Origin of the sequence: Pseudomonas sp., from assembly GCF_048269965.1 — a bacterium.
Classification (GTDB): domain Bacteria; phylum Pseudomonadota; class Gammaproteobacteria; order Pseudomonadales; family Pseudomonadaceae; genus Aquipseudomonas.
Map to the genome: position 1 here is coordinate 363,921 of NZ_JBLWTV010000003.1, position 17,607 is coordinate 381,527.

At 64.3% G+C, this 17,607-nt stretch carries 21 protein-coding genes and 1 pseudogene; 14 read left to right on the forward strand and 8 right to left on the reverse strand.

Features of this window, described 5'->3' with window-relative positions:
* The first annotated feature begins 21 nt into the window (after positions 1-21).
* Genes ACN0X6_RS05910 through ACN0X6_RS05920 form a run of 3 tightly spaced genes read left to right on the forward strand, consistent with a single transcriptional unit; the run spans position 22 to position 2,596 of the window.
* Positions 22-849 carry an alpha/beta fold hydrolase gene (locus ACN0X6_RS05910; RefSeq protein ID WP_417702706.1) on the forward strand — a complete coding sequence of 276 codons (828 nt, stop codon included), beginning with the start codon at positions 22-24 and terminating at the stop codon, positions 847-849.
* Positions 836-1,789, forward strand: a complete 954-nt coding sequence (locus ACN0X6_RS05915) for a diguanylate cyclase (RefSeq protein ID WP_417702707.1) — start codon at positions 836-838, stop codon at positions 1,787-1,789. Before ACN0X6_RS05910 ends, ACN0X6_RS05915 begins: the two co-directional genes overlap by 14 nt.
* A 57-nt stretch (positions 1,790-1,846) precedes the next feature.
* Entirely contained in the window at positions 1,847-2,596 is a 750-nt protein-coding gene (locus tag ACN0X6_RS05920) for a substrate-binding periplasmic protein (protein WP_417702708.1), read from the forward strand.
* Between the two features lie 3 nt (positions 2,597-2,599).
* On the opposite strand, the gene ACN0X6_RS05925 is transcribed toward ACN0X6_RS05920, so the two are convergent.
* Entirely contained in the window at positions 2,600-3,820 is a 1,221-nt protein-coding gene (locus ACN0X6_RS05925) for a PilT/PilU family type 4a pilus ATPase (RefSeq protein WP_417702709.1), read from the reverse strand.
* Positions 3,821-3,968: 148 nt separating this feature from the next.
* Between ACN0X6_RS05925 and ACN0X6_RS05930 the strand changes: the two genes are divergently transcribed.
* Positions 3,969-4,247: a peptidylprolyl isomerase gene (locus ACN0X6_RS05930; protein ID WP_017362973.1), complete on the forward strand. Its 279-nt coding sequence runs from the start codon at positions 3,969-3,971 to the stop codon at positions 4,245-4,247.
* Positions 4,248-4,254: 7 nt separating this feature from the next.
* On the opposite strand, the gene ACN0X6_RS05935 is transcribed toward ACN0X6_RS05930, so the two are convergent.
* From ACN0X6_RS05935 to ACN0X6_RS05950, 4 genes are all read right to left on the reverse strand, one after another.
* Positions 4,255-5,166 carry a LysR family transcriptional regulator gene (locus ACN0X6_RS05935; RefSeq protein WP_417702710.1) on the reverse strand — a complete coding sequence of 304 codons (912 nt, stop codon included), beginning with the start codon at positions 5,164-5,166 and terminating at the stop codon, positions 4,255-4,257.
* A 68-nt stretch (positions 5,167-5,234) separates the two neighbouring features.
* On the reverse strand, positions 5,235-5,714 hold the full coding sequence (locus ACN0X6_RS05940) for a DUF1348 family protein (protein WP_143508788.1): 480 nt from the start codon (positions 5,712-5,714) through the stop codon (positions 5,235-5,237).
* Positions 5,698-6,312: a TetR/AcrR family transcriptional regulator gene (locus tag ACN0X6_RS05945; RefSeq protein WP_417702711.1), complete on the reverse strand. Its 615-nt coding sequence runs from the start codon at positions 6,310-6,312 to the stop codon at positions 5,698-5,700. The genes ACN0X6_RS05940 and ACN0X6_RS05945 overlap by 17 nt, the downstream gene beginning before the upstream one ends.
* Positions 6,313-6,493: 181 nt before the next feature.
* Positions 6,494-7,414 carry a LysR substrate-binding domain-containing protein gene (locus ACN0X6_RS05950; RefSeq protein WP_417702712.1) on the reverse strand — a complete coding sequence of 307 codons (921 nt, stop codon included), beginning with the start codon at positions 7,412-7,414 and terminating at the stop codon, positions 6,494-6,496.
* 140 nt (positions 7,415-7,554) lie between these two features.
* On the opposite strand from ACN0X6_RS05950, the gene ACN0X6_RS05955 reads away from it, so the two are divergent.
* Positions 7,555-7,950 carry a RidA family protein gene (locus ACN0X6_RS05955; protein ID WP_417702713.1) on the forward strand — a complete coding sequence of 132 codons (396 nt, stop codon included), beginning with the start codon at positions 7,555-7,557 and terminating at the stop codon, positions 7,948-7,950.
* A gap of 42 nt (positions 7,951-7,992) precedes the next feature.
* On the opposite strand, the gene nfsB is transcribed toward ACN0X6_RS05955, so the two are convergent.
* Together nfsB and ACN0X6_RS05965 are read right to left on the reverse strand one after the other, a co-directional pair.
* A complete protein-coding gene (nfsB, locus tag ACN0X6_RS05960) occupies positions 7,993-8,643 on the reverse strand; it encodes an oxygen-insensitive NAD(P)H nitroreductase (protein ID WP_417702714.1) in 651 nt (216 codons plus the stop codon).
* 125 nt (positions 8,644-8,768) lie between these two features.
* Positions 8,769-9,638: a LysR family transcriptional regulator gene (locus ACN0X6_RS05965; RefSeq protein WP_417702715.1), complete on the reverse strand. Its 870-nt coding sequence runs from the start codon at positions 9,636-9,638 to the stop codon at positions 8,769-8,771.
* A 102-nt stretch (positions 9,639-9,740) separates the two neighbouring features.
* On the opposite strand from ACN0X6_RS05965, the gene ACN0X6_RS05970 reads away from it, so the two are divergent.
* The 7 genes from ACN0X6_RS05970 to ACN0X6_RS06000 all read left to right on the forward strand — a co-directional run bounded on the left by ACN0X6_RS05970 (position 9,741) and on the right by ACN0X6_RS06000 (position 15,895).
* Positions 9,741-10,163: a VOC family protein gene (locus ACN0X6_RS05970; protein ID WP_417702716.1), complete on the forward strand. Its 423-nt coding sequence runs from the start codon at positions 9,741-9,743 to the stop codon at positions 10,161-10,163.
* An 18-nt stretch (positions 10,164-10,181) separates the two neighbouring features.
* Positions 10,182-11,195: a homoserine dehydrogenase gene (locus ACN0X6_RS05975; protein ID WP_417702717.1), complete on the forward strand. Its 1,014-nt coding sequence runs from the start codon at positions 10,182-10,184 to the stop codon at positions 11,193-11,195.
* A gap of 12 nt (positions 11,196-11,207) precedes the next feature.
* Positions 11,208-11,909 carry a glutamine amidotransferase gene (locus ACN0X6_RS05980; protein WP_417702718.1) on the forward strand — a complete coding sequence of 234 codons (702 nt, stop codon included), beginning with the start codon at positions 11,208-11,210 and terminating at the stop codon, positions 11,907-11,909.
* Between the two features lie 180 nt (positions 11,910-12,089).
* Positions 12,090-13,004 (forward strand): ABC transporter substrate-binding protein, encoded by a 915-nt coding sequence (locus tag ACN0X6_RS05985; protein WP_417702719.1) that lies wholly within the window; start codon positions 12,090-12,092, stop codon positions 13,002-13,004.
* The gene (locus tag ACN0X6_RS05990; RefSeq protein ID WP_417702720.1) at positions 13,004-14,005 is read left to right on the forward strand and encodes a FecCD family ABC transporter permease; all 1,002 of its coding nucleotides are present in this window, start codon (positions 13,004-13,006) and stop codon (positions 14,003-14,005) included. The genes ACN0X6_RS05985 and ACN0X6_RS05990 overlap by 1 nt, the downstream gene beginning before the upstream one ends.
* Position 14,006: 1 nt before the next feature.
* Positions 14,007-15,071 carry a FecCD family ABC transporter permease gene (locus ACN0X6_RS05995; RefSeq protein ID WP_417702721.1) on the forward strand — a complete coding sequence of 355 codons (1,065 nt, stop codon included), beginning with the start codon at positions 14,007-14,009 and terminating at the stop codon, positions 15,069-15,071.
* Positions 15,068-15,895 carry an ABC transporter ATP-binding protein gene (locus ACN0X6_RS06000; protein WP_417702722.1) on the forward strand — a complete coding sequence of 276 codons (828 nt, stop codon included), beginning with the start codon at positions 15,068-15,070 and terminating at the stop codon, positions 15,893-15,895. Before ACN0X6_RS05995 ends, ACN0X6_RS06000 begins: the two co-directional genes overlap by 4 nt.
* Here ACN0X6_RS06000 and pdxY read toward each other — a convergent pair.
* Positions 15,892-16,770 (reverse strand): pyridoxal kinase PdxY, encoded by an 879-nt coding sequence (gene pdxY / locus ACN0X6_RS06005; RefSeq protein ID WP_417702723.1) that lies wholly within the window; start codon positions 16,768-16,770, stop codon positions 15,892-15,894. The two genes, ACN0X6_RS06000 and pdxY, sit on opposite strands and share 4 nt — an antisense overlap.
* A gap of 248 nt (positions 16,771-17,018) precedes the next feature.
* Here pdxY and ACN0X6_RS06010 point away from each other — a divergent pair, with 248 nt between their 5' ends.
* Both ACN0X6_RS06010 and ACN0X6_RS06015 read left to right on the forward strand, forming a co-directional pair.
* On the forward strand, positions 17,019-17,321 hold the full coding sequence (locus ACN0X6_RS06010; protein ID WP_196477099.1) for an ArsR/SmtB family transcription factor: 303 nt from the start codon (positions 17,019-17,021) through the stop codon (positions 17,319-17,321).
* Positions 17,322-17,473: 152 nt separating this feature from the next.
* A pseudogene (locus ACN0X6_RS06015) lies at positions 17,474-17,607 on the forward strand (NADPH:quinone oxidoreductase); the annotation flags it as partial.

The window sequence follows — 17,607 nt, forward strand, 5'->3', positions numbered from 1 at the left end:
GGCACATGGCAAGGTGGCGGCATGAACATCATCCAGCGCAACAACGTTCAACGCTTGAAAGCGCAAACGGCCAATGCCCCAACGCTCATCTACGGCCACGGCTTCGGTTGCAATCAGGATATGTGGAGCAAGGTCACGCCAGCCTTCAGCCAGCACTGGCACCAGGTGCTGTTTGACTATGTCGGCAGCGGCCGCTCCGATGCCAACGCCTTCCACCCTGCCCGCTATGCCCAGCTGGAGGGTTACGTAGAGGACCTTCTGGAAGTGTGCGACGCCCTCGAGCTCTCGGGTGATCTGACCTTCGTTGGCCACTCGATCAGTTGCAGCGTCGGCATTCTCGCGGCCATCAGGCGCCCCGAGCTGTTCTCCCGGCTGATTCTTCTCGGTCCGTCCCCCTGCTTTCTCAACGACCCGCCCTACTATCGCGGAGGCTTCGAACGCAGTGACCTGGAGGGGCTCCTGGAGCTGATGGCCCACAACTATCTGGGCTGGGCCCAGCAGTTCGCACCGCTGGTATCGGCCGACGAGGCGCCCGCCGTCACCCGGCAGCTCTCCGACAGCTTCTGCTCGACCGACCCGATCATGGCTCATGCCTTCGCGCAGGCCACCTTCTTCTCCGATATCCGCCCGGCGCTGCAGCTGTGCCTGTCGCCCAGCCTGATCCTGCATCACCAGCGAGATGCACTGGTTCCCACGCCAGTTGCCGACTATCTGCATGGCGCACTCACGGGCAGCACTCTGCAAACGCTGGACGTCAGCGGCCATTGCGCGCACATGAGCCATCCCGAACTGGTGAGCGCCGCCATGCTTCGCTACCTGCAGGGAGCACGCACCCGTGTTCTATCTTGATCGCCTACCCGGCCCGGTGCTGGTCACTGACTGCAACGGCCGAGTCAAGCATTGCAATTGCGATTTCAAGCGTCTGGCAGGTGCGGGCGCGGCCGAAGGCATGGACCAGTTCTTTCCACCGGCCAGCCGCATCTTCCTGCAAACCCACGCCTGGCCCTTGCTGCTGCGCAACGGTGAGTTCAGTGAGCTTTACCTGCAACTGCAATCAGAAAACGGCCAGGCAATACCCGTCATGGCCAACGCACGCATCAGCCAAGTCGATGGCGCGACGGAGGTCATCTGGCTGTTCTTCGTCGCCAAGGACCGGCAACGGTTCGAAGCAGAGCTGCTCAAGGCTCGCGAACAGGCGCAGGAAAGCGCAGCGCAACTGGCCAAGGCCAACCTGGCGCTGCAGAGCGCCTACGCCCAGTTGGCCACCTACGCCGTGGAAATTCAGAGCGAAGCCGAGCAACTTGCACAGCTGAGCCATACCGACCCACTGACCGCGCTGAGCAATCGCAGGGCGCTGTCAGTGCACGTCGAGCAGTGGCTCGGCAGCGTCAGCGAGCTGGCTTGCGGCAGCCTCCTGCTGATCGATATCGACCACTTCAAACAGATCAACGATCGCTTCGGCCACGCCGAGGGCGATCGAGTTCTGGTGGATATGGCGCAGCGTCTTCTGGCCAGCGTGCGCAGTGGCGACAGCGTGGTGCGCTACGGCGGCGAAGAGTTCGCGATATGGCTGCCCAACGCCGATCTCGATGAAGCCGGCGATATCGCCGAGCGCGTGCATGAGCAGATCAAGACCCTGGAAACCGCCCACCAGGCTGTCACGGTGAGCATCGGCATCGCCAGCCTGAAACCAGGCGAAGGCTACCTGGAGCGTCTGCTGGCGGCGGCCGACAAGGCCCTCTACACAGCCAAAGCCCAGGGCAGGAATCGCAGCATTCGGCACGAGTAGCCGGTCGCTGCAGCGGGCCACAAACGCCACCTATACTGGAGCGACAATGACAACAGGATGTTCGTAGTGCCCAACCACATCTGCCTGCTGGTTGCGTTGCTGATAGCTGGAGCTGCATCCGCCGATGAGCCCGTCAAGCTGTACATGCCGGACGCGCCGCCGCTGACGCTGCATGACTATGAAAGCGGCCATGGCATGGCGGGTGACGTGGTACTGGCTGCGCTGGCCAGGATCGGCAAACTCACCCACATCGTCGCCGAGCCCTGGCCGCGCGCCCAGATCAACGTGTCCAGGGGCAGGAACATGCTGATCATTCCCCTGTCGCGAACGCCCGAGCGCGAGGCGCTGTATACCTGGATTGCCTCGATCATGGAGCTGGAGCGCGCCTTCTTCAGCCTGGACGACCCCGTCGAGAACTTCGCCCAGGCTCGCCAGCGCTATCGCCGCATAGGTGTCGGCATGGGCACGGCGCAGGTCGGCATCCTGCAGCGCCAGGGGTTCAGCGACGAGCAGATCGTGCAACTCAAACTGGGCGAAAATCCGGCCCATCTGCTCAGCCTTGGACGTATCGACGCCTGGTTCACCGGGGTGCCGGAGGCGCTGTACATCTGGGAAAGCTCGGCCTATCGCGGGCAGAATCTGCGCAGAAGCCCGACCCTGGCCAGCACCGGCCTGTATCTGGGCTGCTCGAAGGACTGCGATGCGCAACTGGTCGAACAACTGCGCAGCGCCATCAGCGAGCTGGAACAGGACGGCGTCAGCCAGCGTCTGCGTCAGGCCTATCTGCCGCTGCAACCCGACCCATAGGATCTAGATCCCCTGCCGACCCGGATCCTCTGGCGGCAGCTCCTCTTCGATGTCCTCGAGCTTCAGTTCCAGCCCCCAGTCGCCTGTCGAGGCCGCTTTCGGTGACGCAACGGGTGCCGCCACCGGTGCTGCGGCGGCAGGCGCAGGCCTGGCATTGGCCGGGTTGTCGCGGTGCAGCTTGAGCTTCAGGCGCACGTTGTTCGCCGAGTCGGCGTTCTTCACCGCTTCTTCCTCGTCGATTGCCCCTTCATGCACCAGATCGATCAAGGCCTGATCGAAGGTCTGCATGCCGAGGTTCCTGGATTTCTCCATGATTTCCTTGAGTTCGGAAAACTCATTGCGCTTGATCAGGTCGCGCACCGTCGGCGTGCCCAGCATCACCTCCACTGCCGCGCGGCGCTTGCCATCGACGGTCTTGACCAGACGCTGCGAGACGAATGCCTTGAGGTTGTTGCCCAGGTCGTTGAGCAACTGCGGGCGGCGATCCTCGGGGAAAAAGTTGATGATGCGATCCAGCGCCTGGTTGGCGTTGTTGGCGTGCAGCGTGGAGATCGCCAGGTGCCCGGTATCGGCGAAGGCCAGCGCATGCTCCATGGTTTCGCGGTCGCGGATCTCGCCGATCAGGATCACGTCCGGCGCCTGGCGCAGGGTGTTCTTCAGCGCGGCGTGGAAGCTGCGGGTGTCCACGCCCACCTCGCGCTGGTTGATGATCGACTTCTTGTGCCGGTGCACGTATTCCACCGGGTCTTCGATGGTGATGATATGGCCGCCGCTGTTACGGTTGCGGTAGTCGATCAGCGCCGCCAGGGAGGTCGACTTGCCAGAACCGGTGCCGCCCACGAACAACACCAGGCCGCGCTTTTCCATCACCGTGCCGAGCAGCACCTCGGGCAGCTTGAGGTCTTCGAAGCGCGGAATATCCAGCTTGATGTTGCGCGCGACGATGGACACCTCGTTACGCTGCTTGAAGATGTTAATGCGAAAACGCCCCACACCGGCCAGCGATATCGCCAGGTTCATCTCCAGTTCGCGCTCGAATTCCTCACGCTGGGCACTGTCCATGATCGAATCGGCAATGGCCGCCACATCGCCCGCCTTCATCGGCTCCTGGCTCAACGCCTTGAGCACGCCATTGAACTTCGCGCAGGGTGGCGCGCCGGTAGACAGATAGAGATCGGAGCCATCCTGGGTGGACAGGATTTTCAGCATTGCTTGGAGATCCATGGCGGCGTTTCCGTGAGCGCGATTGAAATACCATAGGCCATGATTCGTCCGCACTGCGGACAACGCACGACCCACAAAATTGACGCCATTCTGCTGGCGCAATGAATGCTGGCACAATAGCGCCCTGACAGAATTGAGGAGCCCATCAATGGCAAAGGCAATGGCCCGCCACATCCTGGTCAAGACCGAAGCGGAAGCCGCCGCGCTGAAGAAGCGCATTGCCGCTGGCGAAGCCTTCGATGTGCTGGCACGCAAGCACTCCACCTGCCCCTCCGGCAAGAAAGGTGGCGACCTCGGCGAGGTGCGGCCCGGGCAGATGGTGCGTGCGGTGGATCAGGTGATTTTCAAGAAGGCGCTGCGCGAAGTGCACGGCCCGGTGAAGACCCAGTTCGGCTATCACCTGATCCAGGTGTTCTATCGCGACTGAGCCCTGCTCAGGCGCCTGGCTCGCCCATGAACTCGACGATCTTGCTTCTGAGCCAGCGCTCGGCAGGGTCGTTGTCGGTCACCCCGCTCCAGACCATGGACAGATCCGAATTGACCAGCTCGAATGGCGGGTCATCGGCACGCAGGCGGCTCCCTTCGATCAGCGCCGCTGCGGCGAAATCCGGGACTGTGGCGAGGATTTCCGTACCCGCGATGATCGAGCGCAAGCCACTGAACTGCGGCACCGCCAGCACCACGCGACGCGAGCGATCCAGGCGCGCCAGGTCGTTGTCGATGTTGCCGCACAGATCCCCCGAGAACGACACCAGCGCATGCGGCCGCGAACAGTACTCGTCCAGCGTCAGTGCGCCAGGGCGGTCATCGCCACGCAACACCTTGACCTTCATCTCGCGCAGCGTGCGCCGCTTGGCGTTGGCCGGCAGCTCGGTGGTGTAGCTGACGCCCACGGAAATTTCGCCCGAGGCCAACATCGCTGACATCAACAGGAAGTTGACCCGCCGCACCACGATCACCACCTCCGGCGCCTCTTCGCGAATCTGCTTGAGCAAGGCCGGGAACAGGCCGAACTCGGCATCATCGGACAGACCGATGCGGAAGGTGTCGCGGTTGGTCGCCGGGTTGAACTCGCGGGCACGACTGACCGCGCCCGAGATGGTGTCCATGGCCGGCTGCAGCTCCCTGAGAATCGCCAGCGCTCGCGCCGTCGGCTCGAAACCACGGCCATTGCGCACCAGCAACGGATCGTCGAACAGGTCGCGCAAACGGGCCAGCGCCGCACTGACCGCCGGCTGACCGAGAAACAGCTTCTCGGCGGCGCGGGTCAGGTTCTTCTCGAACATCAGGGTTTCGAAGATCACCAGCAGGTTCAGGTCGACGCGGCGCAGGTCGTTGCGATTCATTCAGGGGTCTCGGAGCACGATGTGATTGACGCATTAAAGCAGCAACTCCCGTGCCCACATAGCCCGGATCAGAGGCCCAGTTCGGACAGCCCCGGATGATCGTCAGGACGACGCCCCTGGGGCCAGCGGAACTTGCGCTCGGACTCCTGAATCGGCAGATCGTTGATGCAGGCATAGCGATTGATCATCAGGCCGTCGGCGCCGAACTCCCAGTTCTCGTTGCCGTAGGAGCGAAACCAGTTGCCCGAGTCGTCGCGCCACTCATAGGCGTAACGCACCGCGATGCGGTTGTCGGTGAACGCCCAGAGCTCCTTGATCAGACGGTACTCCAGCTCCTTCGCCCACTTGCGCTCGAGGAAGGCACGCGCCTGATCGCGACCATTGGCGAACTCGGCGCGGTTGCGCCAGCGCGTATCGAGGCTGTAGGCCAGTGCGACCCTGGCCGCATCACGGCTGTTCCAGCCATCCTCGGCCAGGCGCACTTTCTCGATGGCGCTCTCGCGAGTGAACGGCGGTAGCGGCGGACGAACTTCAGTAGTTGACGACATGAGACACCTCAGGCTTGCGGGGGTTGAGCCCATCACTGGGCGACAAGGATTGCAGGAGCAGTTGCGCGGTGCGACCAGCGCTGTCAGCCGCGTCGGCCTGGCCGGTGACCATGGCGACGGCCGTTGCGCCATCGATCAGCAGGAGAAACTGCCTGGCCATTTCCTCGGCTTCGGCAAAGCCGCAGGCCGTGGTCAGTTCGCCCAGATAGGCCAGCAGGCGTTGTTTATGCAAAAGCGCGACGGCGCGGATCTCGCTGTCGGGCTCACCGATCTCCCCGGCCGCATTGATGAAGGCGCAGCCATGGAAGTCAGGCGCCGAGAACCAGCTGCGCAGCAGTGGGAACACTGCCAGTAGCCGCTCGTTCGGCGCCCCCGCCGAGGTGCCGGCGACGAACCATTGCATCCAGCGCTCATCACGCTCGCGCAACGCGGCGGCAACCAGTGCTTCCTTGGTCGGATAGAGGCGATAGATGCTTTTGCGCGCCACCCCCGAGGCCTTGACGATGGCGTCCATACCCGTGGCATTGATACCACCGGCATAGACCAGGTGTTCGGTGGCGCGCAGCAAGCGCTGCTGGATCGAGGCGTCTTCGAGCATGATTCAAACCATAGAGAATGATCGTTCTCAGCAAGATAGAACGATCATTCTCCACGGTCAACTCAATTCTCGAACGCCCAGGGTCTACGACATATCGACCAGGCTTTCACTGAAATTCATGACGCCCGCTGCGAAACCAGCCGCGCCAGTTCCAGGGGGAGATCCAACCAGTGACGCTCACTCAATGCCGCTCCAACACCGGCGCATGTTCGGCCATCAGCGCCACCACCCAATCGATGAATACCCGCAGCTTGGCGCTGACATGGCGGTTCGGCGGGAAAGCCAGGTACATCGGCATCGGTTTCATCTGCCAGTCGTCGAACAGACGCACCAGTTCGCCGCTGGCCAGGTGCGGCCTGGCCATGTAATGCGGCAGCCAGAGCATGCCCAGGCCTGCCAGGCCCGCAGCCAGATAGGCGTTGCCATCGTCGACCGTCAGCAACGGGCGGCCATGGGCCTCGATGCGCTCCTCACCCCGCTGCATCGCATAGGGCAAGGCCTTGCCGGTGCGCGACCAGAGAAAACCCACCGTATGATGACCAGCCGCCTCCAGTTCGCGCGGATGCATCGGCGTGCCGGCGCGCTGCAGATAGCCCGGCGTGGCGTAGATACCCAGTTGCAGATCACCGACATGGCGCGCGATCAGCGATTGATCGGTGATCTCGCCGCCGCGCACCACGCAGTCGACGTTCTCCCCGATGATGTCGATGAGCCGATCGCTTACGCCCATGGTCAGCTGGATTTCCGGATAGCGCGCATAGAACGCCGGCAAGGCCGGGATCAGCAGCATGCGCGCGAAGGGACTGGGCACGTCCACGCGCAGGCGGCCGCGCGGCGCCATCGATGCACTGGACAGGCTGGTCTCGGCATCGTCGACATCCGCCAGCAGACGCACCACCCGCTCGTAGTAGGCGGCTCCGTCAGCGGTGACGTTGACCTTGCGCGTGGTGCGGTTGAGCAGGCGCACCCGCAGCCGCGCTTCCAGTTGCTGAACGAGCTGGGTCACACTGGTCTTGCTCATGTGCAGGGTGGCTGCCGCCTTGGTGAAACTGCCGGTTTCCACCACACGGGCGAAGGCCTGCATCGCATCGAAACGATCCATCAGGCATCTCTCTTGAGCTCATGATTGTTTGGATTCTACAAACAGTCATGACCAGAGTTGCTCGTTTATCCAGCCCGGCCGTGTTTTTAAAGTGATTCCATCGTTAACAGCGGGCCGTAGCGGCCCAGATGGAGGCAACAATGACCAGCAAACGTGATGTGGTTTTCCCGGCCGACCGCCATGACCTGTATGAACTTCATCGCTATTCACCGGCGATTCGTTCCAACGGTTTTCTGTTCGTGTCCGGCCAGGTCGGCAGCCGCAAGGACGGCTCGCCCGAACCCGACCTGAAAGAGCAGGTGCGCCTTGCCTTCGCCAACCTCAATGCGATCCTCGCCGCAGCAGGTTGCAGCTTCGATGACGTGGTCGACACCACCGTGTTCATGCTCGACCCGCATGCGCAGTTCGAAACCATCTGGGAGGTGGTAGCCGACTATTGGGGCGAGGCGCCCTACCCGAACGTGACTGCGGTCGGCGTGACCTGGCTGGCCGGCTTCAACTTCGAGATCAAGGTGATTGCCAAGCTGCCGGAGTAAGCAGCGGTAGCGCCCCCGTGACGAGGGGCGCAGCCGAAAGACTCAGAGGTGCGTGAAGACACGCTCGGCTGGCAGACGCGACTTCGGCAGCGCGGCATTGAAATCGCTGTCGCTGTGATACCCCAGCGCCACCGCGACCATGCTGCTCAACCCCTGAGCGGCCAGCCCCAGCTCCTCATCCAGCGCCTCGCGGTCGATGCCCTCCATCGGCGTGGCGTCCACACCCTTGGCCGCTGCACCCAGAAGCAAGGTGCCCAGCGCCAGATAAGCCTGTTTTTCCGCCCAGTGCGGGGTGTCGCCCAGGCCACGGTGCAGTTCGACGTAACTGCTGCGGGTGTTGTGTTGAGTGGTGCGCGCCGCGTCGTCGCGGAAGCGACCATCGTCGGCTTCCTGCTGCAGCACATCGGCCAGATAGGCATCGTCGAGGTCGCGGCGAGCGCAGATCAGGATCACGTGCGAGGCATTGAGGATCTTCGACTGGTTGTAGGCGAAACCGCCCTGGGCGCCCTTGGCCAGGCGAGCCTTGCCTTCGGCCGTGCTCGCCACGACGAAGTGCCAGGGCTGCGAATTGACCGAAGACGGCGACAGGCGCAGCAACTCCAGCAGCTCGTCGATGACCGCCTGATCCACCTGGCGACTGGCGTCGTAAGCCTTGGTGGTGTAACGCTGACGCGCGAAGGAAACGGGGCTCATGAACACTCTCCTGATCGATGGATGACGCGAAATGGACGCCAGTCTGCAGCATGCCCGTGCATGAAGAAAGCAGGCAAAGCCGCTAGGAGTTTCAAAGCAAAGATGAAAATGCAGGCGTCAGCCCTCTATCGAGCCACGCCGGCGCTCTGCAAGCATTCGATAAAACCCGCCACGGCCGCCGAGCGGCTGACCTTGGGATACAGCGCGCCGATCTCGCGATGAATGGGCGTCGCACCGAGCGCGATGACGCGAACGCTGGCCGGCAGCGGCACGATGGTTTCCGTCAACGGCACCACGGCCACGCCAAGGCCGCTTTCGACCATCGACAGCATCGCCTGGATATCGTCGACCTCGATCCACTCCTGCAGCACCAGCGAGTGGTCGCGCAGAAAGCGCTCCACCTGCCGGCCACCGAAGGAGGAGCGGCTGTAGCGGATAAAGGGCTGCTCGCGAATCACCGACAGCCAGTCATCGCCCACCACGTCGCTGGCCGCCAGCAGCACGTAGTTCTCGCATGCCAGCGGCGCCCACTGCAGCTCACGGGGCGGCTCGAACGCCGGACGAATGAGGATGGCCAGGTCGAGCTCTCCGGCTTCGACTCGATCCATCAGCTGCAGGGAAACGCCAGGCGACAGATTCACCCGGCAGTTGGCAAAGCGCTGACGAAACGGCACCAGCGCGCGCGTGAGGATGGTCGCGTGCACCGAGGCGATCGCGCCGATCTCCAGCGGTTTGGCCCATTCCTCGTCCTGAGTCGGCTCGCCCAGGGCATCGAAACCGGCGACCAGCACCTCGGCACGCGCCAGCGTGCGCAGCCCTGCAGCGTTCAGCGTGGCCGAACGACCGGTGCGATCGAACAGAGCGAAACCAAGGCTTTCCTCCAGGCGGCGCATATGACCGCTGACGGCTGCCTGGGTCAGGCCGATGCGCTCACCAGCGGCGCTGAAGGTGCCATAGCGAGCCACCGCTATCAGCGTGCGCAGTTCGATGATCATGTCGATTGATAAGATTCTGTTTTGCTCATGATCAGAACATATAGTTTTTTAAGAGGCTTGTCGCCGAATAGGATGATTCCACTCACCAACGAGGGAACCCCGATGACCGCACTCTGCCCGTTCCACCTGGCCTTTCCGGTTGACGACCTGGCCGCCGCCCGCGACTTCTACGGCAACCTGCTCGGCTGCAGCGAAGGTCGCAGCTCGTCAGAGTGGATCGACTTCAATTTCTATGGCCATCAGATCGTCGCCCACCTGGCGCCTGACGAAGCAGGCTCGGTACCGGCCAACGCGGTCGACGGCCACGGCGTGCCGGTGCGCCACTTCGGCGTCGTCCTGCCGATGCACGACTGGCAGGTCGCTGCCGATAAACTCACCGCCGCCGGTGTCGAGTTCATCATCGAGCCCTATATCCGCTTCAAGGGCGAGCCGGGCGAACAGGCGACGATGTTCTTCAAGGACCCAAGCGGCAACGCCGTCGAAATGAAGGCTTTCGCCGATATCAACAACCTGTTCGCCCGCTGACAGCGAAAGGAACGCCCCATGCAAACGCTCAAGGTTGCAATCGCCGGTTTCGGCGGTGTCGGCCGCGCCACGGCGAACCTGCTGTTGCAACGTCGCGACCACTATCGCCAGGTCTACGGCGTGGATGTGCGACTGGTTGCCGTATGTGGCTCACGCGCCGGCCTGGCCGATGCCAACGGCCTGCAGGCGAACCAGCTGGACGACCTGCAGCCCGGGCTGTCCGGCCCGGATTTCGTCGCGGCGAGTGGCGCCGAGGTGCTGATCGAGGCCGGCCCCAGCGATTTTCGCAGCGGCGGGCCAGGCCTGGACTACCTCTGTGCGGCGCTGTCTGCCGGGCGGGACTGCATCGTCATCGCCAAGGGCGCGCTGGTGCATAGCGGGCCGCGTCTGTGCGAACTGGCACGCGCCTCCGGGGCGCAGCTGAAACTCAGCGGTGCGGCAGCCGCCGCCCTGCCCACACTCGACCTGCTCGAGCACAGCCTGGCTGGCTGCAAGGTGCTCAGCGTCGAGGGCATTCTCAACGCCACCACCAACTACCTGCTCGACGCCATGCGCACCCAGGGGCTTGGTTTCGATGCAGCACTGCGCGAGGCACAAGCCGGCGGTTTCGCCGAAGCGGATACGCGCAACGACACCGAGGGTTGGGACACTGCCTGCAAACTCCTGCTGCTGGCCAACTTCGGCCTTGGCGCCCAGCTGACAATGGCTGACGTCGAGGTCGATGGCATCCATTCGGTCACCGCGCAGCGGATCGAAGCCTGGCGAGCACAGGGCCTGGTTCCCCGCCTGGTCGGCAGCCTCAGCTCCGTGGACGGTGCGATCCGCGCCAGCGTCGGGATCAAGACCTATCCGCTGTCCGACCCCTTCGCCCAGGTGAACGGGAAGAACAAGGCGATCCGCATCAACAGCGACGCCATGGGCGAGACGATCGCCATTGGCGGCGGCGCTGAACCCCTCGCCACAGCAGCCGCCGCACTGAAGGACTTCGAACATATTCTCCAGACCAGAGGGCATGCCCCCCTCCTTTACTGACGGACATTGCAAATGACCGAACGCACCCTGCAAGCCATCCGCCACGTCGGTTTCGAGGATCTCGGCAGCTTCGAGGCGCCGCTGCGCGCTGCCGGCTACCAGATCGAGTACATCGACGCAGCGGAACGTGACCTCAGTCAACTCGACCCGCTCGCAGCCGACCTTCTGCTGGTGCTCGGCGGCCCTATCGGCGTCTATGACCACGACCTCTACCCGCTCCTCTCCGATGAATTGGAAATACTGCGCGCACGGCTGGCAGCCGATAAGCCGACGCTGGGCATCTGCCTCGGTGCGCAGCTGATGGCTGCGGCATTGGGCTCCACCGTCTACCCAGGGCCAGCCAAGGAAATCGGCTGGTCGACGCTGGAGCTGGCAGCCTCCGACTATCAGCCACTTGCCGCCCTGCGCGACGTCGCCGTGCTGCATTGGCATGGCGATACCTTCGACCTGCCGCAAGGCTGCACCCTGCTCGCCTCGACCCCGCTGTGCCGCCAGCAGGCTTTCGCTCGCGGGCAAAACGTGCTGGGCCTGCAATTTCACCCGGAGGTGCGCGGCGACCGCTTCGAGCATTGGCTGCTGGGCCATGCCAGCGAACTGGCCAGTTCGGGCATCGATCCCGTCACCCTGCGTCACGACGCCAAGCGTCATGCCAGCGCCCTCGAGCAAGCGGGCGCCATCATGCTCGGCGATTGGCTGGCCAAGCTGAAGCTCTGAGCAGCAGCAGGCCCGAGCCTCATGACAAGGCCCGGGCATCGCCGGCTCATTCAGCGCCTGCATCCTGTAAACACTTCGTAAATGCGATGGATTTTCATTAACTCACCTAGTAAAAGATAGCTTGCTTTCGATCCTCCCGGAGCAGCGCTTGCCGCTGCTCGTCTCGACCCGGAGTCCAGCATGTCTATCCGCTCTCACCTGCAACGCACTGCGGCGGCGCTTACCACGTCGCTGCTGCTCGCCCTGCCCCTGCACGCCAGCGAACGCATGCTGGACGGTGCCTATGGCCCCGTGAAAATCAGCGGCACTGCGCAGCGCGTGGTGGCACTGGGCGACAGCGCCCTGGATGCGGCGCTGTCACTCGGCATACAGCCGGTCGGTACCCTGGCCAGTCGCGGCGGCGACGACGTGCCGGACTATCTCAAGACCACGGCAGGCAGGATCACCCTGGTGGGCAGCGTGCGCGAACCCAACCTGGAGGCCATCCTGCGCCTGCAGCCGGATCTGGTGCTGGCCTCCAGCGATCTGTCACGCGATCTGTACGCCAAACTGAGCCTGATGGCGCCCACCGTGGTGCCCACCGGTAATTCCTTCCAGGACTGGCGCGAAACCTACCTGACCTACGCCCAGGCCCTCGGCAAACAGGAAGAAGGCCAGCAGCGCATCACCGAAATCGACAAACGCAGCGCCGAACTGCGCCAGCGTCTGCCGCAAGATCAGGCAGTCAGCGTGGTGCGCTGGAACCCGCAAGGGCCGGTGATCATGTCCAGCCATCTGTTCGTTGGCCAGCTGCTGAGCGATCTCGGCCTGCGCGCCAACGAGCTGGCCGCAGCCCAGGCGCAGAAGCCGCACAGCGACGTGCTGAGTCTGGAGAACCTGTCACGCATCAATGCCGACTGGATATTCCTCGCCACGCTCAATCCGGATGGTCGCAAGGCCCTGGAAGACGCGCGCAAGCAGCCTGCCTTCACTCGCCTGCCAGCCGTCGCCGACGGTCATGTGGTGACCGTCGACGGCCAGATCTGGAGCAGCAGCTCCGGTTACCTGGCGGCTCAGCAGGTACTCGATGACGTGGAGAAGGCTCTGCTCGACTGATGCTCGCTGCACGCCTTTCCGTCCCTCGGGCGCTGAGCTACGCGGCTGCGTGCCTGTTGCTTTTGTGCGTCGCCAGCCTGCTGTTGGGCGCGGGTGACATCGGCATCCTGCCCAGCCTGCAAGCCCTGCTCGGCGGCAGCGATGAGGATGCTCGCTTCATCGTCTTCGAACTGCGCTGGGTGCGTACCGAACTGGCCCTGTTGGTCGGCCTCGCCCTGGGCGCGGCCGGTGTGCTGCTGCAAGCGGTGACGCGCAACCCGCTGGCCGAACCTGGATTGCTTGGCGTCAGCGCCGGTGCCTCGTTCGCCGTGGTGCTGGCGATCAACCTGGGCGCCTCGGCTGCCAGCCTGCATCTGGGCGTGGCCATGCTGGGGGCTCTGGTGGGCTGCGTGCTGGTGCTGCTGGTCACGCGCATGCGTGGCGTCGGTGACGACCCCGTACGCCTGGTGCTGGCCGGCGCCGCGTTCTCCGGCATGCTCGGCGCACTCAGTAGCCTGCTGCTGCTATGGGATCAGCGTACCGCCGATGAAATGCGCTTCTGGGTCATCGGCGCCTTGGCGGGTCGCCCGCTGGACACGCTCGACTGGAGCCTGCCCGGACTGATCGGCGGACTGCTGGTGGCGCTATTGCTGGTGCGTCCGCTGGCTGCCCTGGCGCTGGGCGAGCGCGTCGCCAGCGGCCTTGGTCACCATCCGCAACTGACGCGCCTGGGCACCTTGCTTGCGGTCGCAATCCTGGTCGGCACCGCCACCGCTGCCGCCGGCCCCATCGCCTTTATCGGTCTGATCGTGCCCTATATCGCCCGTCGCCTGGTCGGCTCGGACATCCGCCGCACCCTGGGCTTGAGCATGCTGCTCGGTCCCTGCGTCCTGCTGCTGGCCGACGTCATCTCGCGCCTGCTGGTACGCCCCTACGAACTGCCGGTGGGCGTGGTGGCCGCCTTCGTCGGCGCGCCGATCCTGATTGCCGTGGTGCGCAACCACCGCCTGCCGACCCTGTGACATGAACATTTCTTCCTCACGCCCCCTGCTCGCCCCGGCCGGCCATCACCTGTTGCGCCTGGGTGACTACAGCCTGCTGCTGCACCGCCGCAGCCTGCTCGTCGCGCTGACACTGTGCCTGCTGCTGATCGGCGTCGGCACCTGGATACTGGCGGCCGGCGACGACGCCCTCACGCCCAGCAAAGCCCTGCTGGCCGCCTTCGGTCAGGGCGAGGCGCTGCAGGTGTTCCTGATTCAGGAGCTGCGCCTGCCCCGGCTGATCGCCGGCCTGCTCAGCGGCGCCGCTCTCGGCGCTGCCGGTTGCCTGCTGCAGACCCTGGCGCGCAATCGCCTGGCCACGCCGGGGGTGATCGGTATCGACAACGGCGCCACCGCCTTCGCCGTCGCCTCCATCGTCGCCGTACCCACCAGCCTGGCGCCTTCCGCCCTGGCGCTGAGCGGCGCCGCCAGCGCAGCCGTGCTGACCTTCGCCCTGGCCGCCGGCGGTGGCGCACGCGGCTATCGCTTCATCGTCGTCGGCATCGCCATCGGTGCGTTGTTCGGCGCGCTGACCAACCTGATGCTGGCCCGCAGCGACATGGACGCCGCCAATGCCGCCTATCCCTGGACGGTCGGCAGCCTCAATGCGCGCCCGGCCGACTCGGTGCTGCTGCTCGGTATCGGCCTGGCCGTGGGCTTGCCGCTGGCCAAGCTGCTGGTCAATGCCCTGAGCCTGATGCGTTTTTCCGACAACGTCGCCATCGGCCTCGGTGTGCGCCTGCAACGCATGCGCCTGCTCACCCTGGCGCTGTGCGTCTGGCTCACGGCGCTGGCCGTAGCCGTGGTCGGCCCGGTCGGCCTGATCGCCCTGGCGGCGCCGGAAATGGCGCGCCATCTGTGCAACCGCCACGGCGTGCCGGTGCTCAACGCGGCGCTGTCCGGCGCACTGATGATGATCCTCGCCGACTGGCTCGGTCGTACCCTGCTGGCGCCCATCGAAATCCCGGTCGGCATCATCGCCGCCGTGGTGGGCGGCCCCTACCTGCTGTGGATTCTGCTGCGCCAGGCCCCACGGAGTTCGACATGACCCTGCATTCCTCACTGCTCGGCGACGCCCGCCAGTCCGACGTGCGCCTCGAAGCCCGCGACCTGAGCATGGGCTACGCCCAGACCCGCATCATCGACGACCTCGACCTGCTGATTCCCAGCGGCCAGGTCAGCGCCATCGTCGGCCCCAACGGCTGCGGCAAATCCACCCTGCTGGCCGGTCTGGCTCGTTTGCACAAACCCTTATCAGGCAGCGTCCTGCTCGACGGCAAGACCATCGGCAGCCTGCCGTCACGTGAAGTGGCGCGCAGGCTTGCCCTGCTGCCGCAAGATGCCAGCGCCCCAGACGGCCTGACGGTCAGCGAACTGATCCGCTTCGGCCGCCAACCGCACCAGAGCCTGCTGCGCCAGTGGAGCGAGGAAGATCAGGCCATCGTCGATGCGGCACTGCTCGCCGCCGATCTGCTGGAACTGGCCGACCGGCCGCTGGAGTCGATGTCCGGTGGCCAGCGCCAGCGCGCCTGGATCGCCATGGCCATCGCCCAGGCCACGCCTCTGCTGCTGCTCGACGAACCCACCTCGGCACTGGACCTGGGCCATCAGATCGAAGTGTTCGAACTGATCCGCCACCTCGCCGCAGCCGGCAAGACCATCGTCATGGTGGTACACGACCTCTCCAGCGCCTGCCGCTACGCCGATCACCTGATCGCCATGCACCAGGGTCGGATCGTCGCCAGCGGCCGCCCCGACGAGATCGTCACCCCGGAGCTGGTCGAGCGTCTTTACGGCGTACGTTGCACGCTGCTGCGCGATCCGCTGAGCGGCACGCCAGTGATTGCGGGAGTCAGCAGGCTACAGCCTTAAGCCGTGGAAAGCTGGCGAGCCACGAAGCGCTTGCCCGGCACCACGATCTGCTCCTGCGCGGCGATCAACGGCAGATCGCGCGCGCCGTCCGCAGTCTGCTCGACCAAGGCGTACAGCGTTGCCGTGGCCAGTTCCAGCGCCTGCGGCAACGCTTGCCCGGCCAGCAACCGGCCCAACAACGTGGCCGAGAACACATCGCCCATGCCGTTGGGCAACGGGTGCAGCGCCAGGCGCGGGGTGCTCACCAGCCAGGCGCCCTCGCCGTTCACCGCCAGCGTGCCCAGCTCGCTGTCGGGGATGTCCGGCGTCGCCAGGCTGGTGATGATCACCACGTCAGGGCCTCGACCGCGCAGCTGCCGGGCAATCTTCACCGCCTCCTGCAGACTGGCCGGTTTCGAGCCGGTGAGCAGTTCGAACTCGAACTGATTGGGCGTGATGATATTGGCAAAAGGAATCGCCTGATCCCGGAGGAAATCGGGAATCGCCGGGTTGACGAACACGCCGCGCCCGACGTCGCCCATCACCGGATCGCACAGGTAACGCAGCGCCGGGTTGTGCTGGCGAATCTCGCCCACCGCCTCGAGGATCACCCGCCCCGTATCGGCATCGCCCAGGTAGCCGGACAGCACCGCCGACAGTCGCGGCAGCACCCCGCGCTCACGCAGCCCCAGCAGCACCTCGCGCACATGCTCGGCACCGAACACCTGGCCGCGAAACTGGCCGTAACCGGTGTGGTTGGAGAACTGCACGGTGTGAATCGGCAGCACCTCGAAGCCCAACCGCTGCAGCGGAAACACCGCAGCAGCATTGCCGACATGGCCCCAGGCGACATGCGACTGAATGGACAGAACGAGGGGCGGTAGCATGGCGCTCATGACGATCTCTGCTGGTTGGATACGACGAGGCGCAGATTATTCGCCATGCGGCGCTGGCATACCACTGCCTGTTCAAGCGCCGGGCCGTTGGAGACGGCGCCTGGCGGCTGGGTTGGATCGCGGCCGCCTGAGCGCCTCGCTTGAGGTGCGGCTTGCTGACCTTCTGGACAACGCCTCTCGAACCGGGAGGCCGACAGACGGTTGATTCTTGCATTGACATATCGGTAAATCTCGATACTATCGCCTCCATGGAACTGATCAATGTATTCAAAGCCCTCTCGAATCCCACCCGCCTTGGAATCCTCAAGGGGTTGAAGGATCCGGTTAAGAACTTCCCTCCCCAGGATGAAGGGGACGTGCACACCGTGGGCGTGTGCGTCAGCAGTATTCAGGAAGGCGTCGGTCTGTCGCAGTCGACGGTGTCCGACTACCTCGCGACGCTGCAACGTGTAGGCCTGGTCGAAGTCCGTCGGGTCGGGCAGTGGACCTACTACAAGCGCAATGAAGCCAACATCCGTGCCCTGGCCGAGCTCATAGGCAAGGAGCTGTAATTTTTTGACCTAATATATCGACACTTCCCGATATCCCTTTTAGCCGAAACAAGGACCGACAACCGAGAGACCCCAGGCAACGTCGCGTGTTTTTTTTGCATCATTATATCGAAAATTCTCTATATCCCTTTTTCCAGAAACGAGGAATCACCATGAAAGCGCAAGTACTCAAATCCTTTGGCGGCCCGAACGCGTTCGAACTGAGCGAAGTGGCCAAACCCGTACCGCAGGCAGGACAGGTGCTGGTGCGGGTTCATGCAACCTCCATCAACACGCTGGATTACCA